Here is a 6,758-nt window from a genome sequence, read left to right as displayed (position 1 = left end):
ACGCCGATAACCCCCTGGACCGGTATGTGGGTGGGCTGGTAGATTTTTAAAACACAATTTAAATCCCCCCCGGGGGTGGCAAGGGCGGGCCCCTGTTTTTGGGCTCGCGCGCTCTTGCCGGTGCGCCCACCACCGATGATGAAGGTGAGCTTGCTGTCAGGCAAAGCTGCCGCGCAAGCTGGTCGCCGTACCGGTGAAGCGTCCGCGCACCACGCCGACCACCGCGCCGAGCACCAGCCAGAACACCAGATTGGTCAGCGTCACCGCCACCACGAATTGGTGATGCAGGCCTTCCGGGATCAGCGTCTCGAAACTGTCGGGCTGCGGTGCTCCGACGATATGCGGTGCGACGATCAAGGCCACGGCCAGGATCGCCAGCGGCAGCGACTTGCGGAAGGCGATCAGGCCAAGCCCGATGGCGGTCGCCACCACGGTTGCCGTCCACCAGATCTGGCGCTGGGTGAGGTCGGCCGCAGGCATGGCCGGCAGTTCCGGCGGCAGGCCAAGACCCGGCGCCAGCGTGAAAACGGCAAAGCCGGCCAAGCCCCAGAATACGCCTTGACGCCAACCACCGATGCCGCCGGCGAATTCGGAGACCGCGACCAGGATCAGTGCGAAACCGATGCCGGTGACGATGTTGGCAAGCACGCTGAAGGCGAAACGCTCGAAACCGTCCGCCGGCGCCCAACCCTCGTCTCCCGCCGGAGCAGTCGCTTCCACCGGGGCCGGCGCCGCAGTGCTCATGGCGGTGGTATCCGTTGCGGCCGGTGCGGCGGCATGGTCGTGGCTGTGGCCACCGCCAGCCTGTTCGTAGACTTCCGCCTTCAGGATAAGCGGCACAGTGGCGTAGGCCTGCATGCAGGCGAGAACGACACCGGCCACAAGCCCTGCGATCGCCGCGATGAACACGACGTTGCGAAACAGGTTCATGATGTCAGATCCTCGTCAGTGGCAGGGAAACGCCATCGAATGGCGATAGTCGTGAGCCGCATTGTGGACCGCATCGATATGCGAGAAGCCGACAAAGCCCATCACGAAGATGCCGAGAAACGCAGCAAGAGCGAGTTGCATGAAGCGCGACTGCGAGGAGACGGAGGCGCCGAGGGAGACGGAAGCGGTAGTCATATCTTGTCCTTTCGCCCTCCACCCGAGGGCATCGAAGTCAGTTTCCTGTCGCCGGCAGGTCTCCTGGCTCGCGGATCAGCGCCCTTCCCCACCTTCCCGAAGAAAAATCTTCAGTGGCATATGGAGAGGACTACCGCACACAGTTGCGGGGGCAGCCACGGCATTGGGCGAAACCCGCCCTCACCGCATTCCCTCTTGGCTCCAAAATGGAACCGACGACATGAGCGACTATAGGCAGAATCCTCGCCTCCGGCAAACCAAATTCCGCCGGCAATCATCGCGAATGCGTCGCGCCAGACAAGGGCCGCCGGTGCCGCAATTGACATTTTCTTGGCCTTGTATCGGCTGACACCTTCACACGAAGCCAGCCAGGCAGCCCATTGCCGGCGAGCGCGATCCCTACAACGGCCCGACTCGGGCCGAACCGTCGCTGCCGTCATCGACCTGTTGGGATGCAGGCACCTCGGCATGCGGCACTTCCATCAAAGCCCTGAAGATCAAAGCGATTTCGGCAGGTAGCGCCACGTCACAAGACCGCAAACCGCCGCCAGCAGGCCGAGCGTGACGAACACCGAGCCCAGCCCGAAAAAGGCCAGCACCACCGAATAGACCAGCGGCGGCGTCAGTTCGGAAAAGTCGAGATAGGTCCGGTAGACCGCCGCCATCTGCGATCTTTCATAGGAGCGTACCGAGCGCATGAAGGCGGTCGAGCCGAGTGCGTCTAGCGCGATGGTGAAGAAGGCGCCGCCAAGCAGGAAGGCGCCGGCAAGCAGCGGCACGGTCTCACCGACAAAGCCTGCCGCCAGCAGCATGGCCGACATGGCGAAATAGGCAAACGTCATTGTCCTGCGGCCGCCGAAGCGCTTTCCTGCCTTGCCCCAGAAGATGGCCATGAACAGCAGCGCGTTGCCGGCCGAAACCAGCATGCCGCCGGCCAGCTTGCCTTCGCCGGTGATGACCATGAACAGTGGCCCATAGACGAAGAAGGTCGTCCAGAAACAGGAGCGGCCGAAAGCAATCAGCCAGGCCAGTCTGAGCCTGGGCTGCGCGACGAAGCGGCCGATATTGGCGAGCGGATTGACCGGGCGCGTCTTGCCCGGACGAATCGAAGGGTTGTCGCCGAGCCGGTAGGTCCAGAACAGCGCCAGCAAAGCCTGGGCGAAGATCGCCACGGCGCCATGCGCGGCATAGATGCCGAAGCGTGTGTAAAGGAAGATGCCGAGCGTCGGCCCGCCGGTCCAGGCCAGCATCGACCACGCCATGCGCAGCGATTCGGCCTGCATGAAATCCGTCTTACGGATGTGGTCCATGATGTAGAGGTTGAGCGTGATCGACAGCGCGCTGGCGCCCATCACACGGCACAGCATGCCGGCCAGTTGCCCGGCAAGCGTATGCGTGACGAAGAACAGCGAGCCGATGGCCAGCAGGCAGGCGCCTGCCGTGTAGACCCAGCGGCGGGCAAAGCGGCGGATCAGCATCGGCATGAACAGCGTCACCGACAGGCCGAGCATCGCCACGATGGTGTAGAGGATCGAGACGACCTGCTCATTGTGCAGGATCTCGTAGGCCTGGATCGGGATGACGCTCGAGACCGTGGCGCGGGAGAAGGATTCGACCGCATAGAGCGAGGCGAAGGTGCGCGCGTCCGCGGCCTTGAGGGCCGGAAGCCAGATCGGATGACGCACATGAGTGGACATTGCTCTCCCCGAGGCGGATTTGCCGGGTCGAATCTGCCGTGGCGATGCCGACGCCAATAAGAGGAAACCGACGCATACCCGGCAAAAAGCGAAGTCGGCCAAAGGCTTTCCGCCACTGGCCTAAAGCGGCGCCTGATCCAGTCCGCGTTGTCAGGTGCCCGGCCTTCTTTTGCCCGGTGCAACCGTGATAGTCGTTTTGCGGGGCTGAATCAGAATGCGAGACCATGACCATCCAAACGCCGACCGCACCCGTCCAGGATCGACCAAAGCGCATCGTCGCTATCGACATCGTGCGCGGCATCGCGCTGATCGCCATGGCGAGCTACCATTTCACCTGGGATCTGGAGTTCTTCGGCTACACCGATCCCGGCCTGACCGCCTTTGGCTGGTGGAAAATCTACGCGCGCTGCATCGCCTCGACCTTCCTGTTCCTGGTCGGCGTCAGCCTGTATCTCGCCCATGGCCGACAAATCCGCTGGAACGGCTTTTGGAAGCGGTTCGCCATGGTCGCCGGAGCCGCGATCGCGATTTCTGTCGCCACCCGCATCGCCACGCCGGACGGCTTCATCTTCTTCGGCATCCTGCACGAGATCGCGCTGGCCAGCCTGCTCGGTCTGCTGTTTCTTCGCCTGCCGGCCTTGCTGACTTTGGTAATTGCCGCGCTGGTCATCGCGGCGCCGGTCTATCTGCGCTTCGAGGCCTTCGATCATCCGTGGCTGTGGTGGGTCGGCCTGTCGGCGATCAATCCGCGTTCCAACGACTACGTTCCGCTGTTTCCGTGGTTCGGCGCCGTGCTTATAGGCATCGGCATCACTAAGCTTGCCACGGCCGCGGGTTTCTTGACGCGGCTGGCGGATCTGGCGCCCGGACGCTGGGCCAACCCGCTGGTCTTCATCGGCCGGCACAGCCTGGCCTTCTACCTGATCCACCAGCCATTGCTGATCGGCTGCGTGTGGCTGTTCTCGCAGATCATGCCGGCACAGGTCGAAACCCCGCAGGTGAATTTCCTGAAAACCTGCCAGCTGTCCTGCGAGCAGTCGCGCGACACCGAGTTCTGTTCGAGCTACTGTGTCTGCATGCTCGATACGCTCGAGGGCGAGGCTACGCTTGATAGGCTCTACAACAACGACCAGACCGCGGAATGGAAGGCGCACCTGTCCGACCTTGCCGGCATGTGCACCGCCAAAACCGACAGCAAATTGATGGAGGAAGGGGCCAAATGACCGAGAACCAGCCGAAGCCGGGGCTCATACCATGGCCGCCGCTGATCTACATCGCCGCCATCGCCATCAGCATCGCGCTGGGCCTGCTCTATCCCCTGCCCTGGATCGGCGACCTCTTGGGCGATATTCTTTTCGCCGCCGGCTGGGTGGCACTTTTCGGTGTCGCGGCGCTCTGGTTCACCGCGATCCGCACCATGATCCGGGCCAAGACCACGCTCAACCCCAACGCGGTGCCCGATCACCTCGTCACGTCAGGCCCCTTCGGCATCACCCGCAATCCGATGTATCTGGCCAACACGCTGCTGTTGATCGGCGTCGCCTTTGTCTCGGGCATTGCGTGGTTCCTGCCGCTGGCGTTCATCGCGGCCTACGCCACGCAGAAGGTGGCGATCGAGCGCGAGGAAAAAGTGCTGGCGGCGAAGTTCGGCAAGAAATACCGCGACTACGCGAAACGCGTGCGGCGCTGGATTTGAAGACCCGTTACGTATTGACGCCGAGTTCGACGAGCCGCTCGACACAAGATTCCTCGGCCTGGTCGAGTTCGGCGAGCGTTTCCTCGAGGTCGCGGCGCTTCTGCCTGAGATCCTCGCGCTTTTCTTCGATGCGCTTGATCATCAGCTTGAGTTGACCGACCTCGCCGGGAGGCTCCTTGTACATCTGGATGATTTCGCGGATTTCGTTGATCGAAAAGCCAAGCCTCTTGCCGCGCATGATTTGCCGGATGAGGTGACGATCGGACGGGCGAAATAGCCGTGTGCGGCCACGCCGCACCGGCTGCACCAGTCCTTCATCCTCATAGAAGCGCAGCGTCCGCGTCGATACGTCGAACTCGCGAGTCAACTCGGTGATCGAATAATATTCCCGCATTATCACTCCCACACGCCGGAATTCTGGCGATCGCCATCCGGCGTCGCCTCCGTCCCGAACCAAACCCATGCCATGCCGGAATCGACATGGCGCCCCGCGTCAGCCTCGCACGGCGTTTACGTAAAAGTCAATTGAGGGCGCACGTCAAGGCACGCCGAACCACCATGTGGCGATGCCCAGAAACGCAAAGAAGCCGACGACATCGGTAACGGTGGTGACGAAGACCGCGGAAGCAACCGCTGGATCGACCTTGAAACGGTCGAGCAGCAGCGGGATCAGGATGCCGGCCAAGGCGGCCACGAACATGTTGATAATCATCGCCGCCGCGATGATGCCGCCCAGATTGGGATCGCGGAACCAGGCCGCCGCGACGATACCGATCAGGACGGCGAAGATAATGCCGTTGATGAAGCCGACACCCATCTCGCGGCGAATGATGCGGCTGGCGTTGTAGATGTCGAGATCCCTGGTCGCCAGCGCCCGCACGGTGACGGTCATGGTCTGCGAGCCGGCATTGCCGCCCATGCCGGCGACGATCGGCATCAGCACCGCCAGCGCCACGATATGTTCGATCGTGCGGTCGAACAGGCTGATCACCGAGGCCGCCAGGAACGCGGTCAAAAGGTTGATCAGCAACCACGGAACGCGCGAGCGCGAGGTCGAAAAGATACTGTCGGAAAGCTCTTCGTCGCCGACGCCGCCCATGCGCATCAGGTCTTCCTCGGCCTCCTGCTGGATGACGTCGACGACATCGTCGATGGTCAGCACGCCGACCAGCCGTTCGTTCTCGTCGACGACGGCGGCCGACAAAAGATCGTACTGCTCGAATTCCCGCGCCGCCTCTTCCTGGTCCATGGTGGCGGGAATGGCGTGCCGCGTCTCGTGCATCACCTCCTCGACCTTGACCGAGCGCTTGGTGCGCAGGATCTGGTCGAGGTCGATGGCGCCAAGCAGCTTGAAGCTCGGATCGATGACGAATATCTGGCTAAAGCGCTCGGGCAGGTTGTTGTCCTCGCGCATGTAGTCGATGGTCTGGCCGATCGTCCAGAACGGCGGCACCGCGACGAACTCCGTCTGCATGCGGCGGCCGGCCGTCTCCTCCGGGTAATCGAGCGAGCGGCGCAGCCTGATCCGCTCGGTGAACGGCAGCTGCGACAGGATCTCGTCCTGGTCTTCCTGGTCGAGATCCTCGAGAATGTAGACAGCGTCGTCGGAATCGAGCTCCTGCACCGCTTGGGCAATCCGCGCATTGGGCAGATTGTCGACGATCTCCATGCGGATCGCCTCATCGACCTCGGTCAGCGCGGAGAAGTCGAAGTCGGCGCCCAACAGTTCGACCAGCGCGCGGCGCTGGTCGGGGTGCAGCGCCTCGAGCAGATCGCCGAGTTCCGATTGATGCAGATCATCGACTTCACGCTTCAGCGTGAGCGTGTCGCGATCGGCGATCGCCGCACCAATCTGGGCAAGGAAGGACGAAAGGACGGCGCCGTCCTCGCCATAGATGTCGGCGTGGTGCTCCTCGGCGGCCCTGGCGCCGGTCGTCCGTTCGTCCTGGCCTTCCACCAGCGCCTCCCGCCATCGCAATCCTGGAAAAGGTGCAAATCAGGTCTAGAGCATCGAACCCAAAAGTGGAAACCGGTTTTGGGAAAATCCGGCGTTCTGACGGAGATGGACGTCGGCACGATTCGATTTGAGAACTTATCGCTCTAACGCTCGGAATATCAAACGAAATGGGTGCTTTCCCACCTCGCCTGCTTCACCAGGAAAGGTATCGCGTACGTTCACCCGGACAATACCTATACTGTCAAAAACCGGCCGGGTTCCGGTTCAGGACACGCGACAGCGC

7 protein-coding genes and 1 riboswitch are annotated in these 6,758 nt (G+C 62.4%); of the genes, 2 read left to right on the top strand and 5 right to left on the bottom strand.

Translation table 11 applies throughout. The features are described 5' to 3' along the window. Positions 1 to 156: 156 nt before the first annotated feature. From NKH19_RS22160 to NKH19_RS22150, 3 genes are all read right to left on the bottom strand, one after another. A complete protein-coding gene (locus tag NKH19_RS22160; RefSeq protein WP_352870995.1) occupies positions 157 to 930 on the bottom strand; it encodes a CbtA family protein in 774 nt (257 codons plus the stop codon). 15 nt (positions 931 to 945) lie between these two features. Beyond that, positions 946 to 1,125: a CbtB domain-containing protein gene (locus NKH19_RS22155; RefSeq protein ID WP_109667912.1), complete on the bottom strand. Its 180-nt coding sequence runs from the start codon at positions 1,123 to 1,125 to the stop codon at positions 946 to 948. Between the two features lie 36 nt (positions 1,126 to 1,161). Further along, positions 1,162 to 1,357, bottom strand: a riboswitch (cobalamin riboswitch). 265 nt (positions 1,358 to 1,622) lie between these two features. Beyond that, a complete protein-coding gene (locus NKH19_RS22150) occupies positions 1,623 to 2,822 on the bottom strand; it encodes an MFS transporter (protein WP_352870994.1) in 1,200 nt (399 codons plus the stop codon). 224 nt (positions 2,823 to 3,046) lie between these two features. On the opposite strand from NKH19_RS22150, the gene NKH19_RS22145 reads away from it, so the two are divergent. Together NKH19_RS22145 and NKH19_RS22140 are read left to right on the top strand one after the other, a co-directional pair. Next, on the top strand, positions 3,047 to 4,045 hold the full coding sequence (locus NKH19_RS22145; protein WP_352870993.1) for a heparan-alpha-glucosaminide N-acetyltransferase: 999 nt from the start codon (positions 3,047 to 3,049) through the stop codon (positions 4,043 to 4,045). Further along, on the top strand, positions 4,042 to 4,518 hold the full coding sequence (locus NKH19_RS22140; RefSeq protein ID WP_352870992.1) for a methyltransferase family protein: 477 nt from the start codon (positions 4,042 to 4,044) through the stop codon (positions 4,516 to 4,518). The genes NKH19_RS22145 and NKH19_RS22140 overlap by 4 nt, the downstream gene beginning before the upstream one ends. A 7-nt stretch (positions 4,519 to 4,525) precedes the next feature. Here NKH19_RS22140 and NKH19_RS22135 read toward each other — a convergent pair whose 3' ends face one another. Both NKH19_RS22135 and mgtE read right to left on the bottom strand, forming a co-directional pair. Further along, positions 4,526 to 4,912 (bottom strand): MerR family transcriptional regulator, encoded by a 387-nt coding sequence (locus NKH19_RS22135; protein ID WP_006203215.1) that lies wholly within the window; start codon positions 4,910 to 4,912, stop codon positions 4,526 to 4,528. Positions 4,913 to 5,056: 144 nt separating this feature from the next. After that, a complete protein-coding gene (mgtE, locus tag NKH19_RS22130) occupies positions 5,057 to 6,475 on the bottom strand; it encodes a magnesium transporter (protein ID WP_352870990.1) in 1,419 nt (472 codons plus the stop codon). Positions 6,476 to 6,758 lie beyond the last annotated feature (283 nt).

The sequence above is a fragment of the Mesorhizobium sp. M1338 genome (assembly GCF_040318045.1).
Classification (GTDB): Bacteria; Pseudomonadota; Alphaproteobacteria; order Rhizobiales; family Rhizobiaceae; genus Mesorhizobium.
The sequence above is the reverse complement of the archived record's forward strand: the minus strand, read 5'-3'. Positions and strand labels throughout refer to the sequence as shown.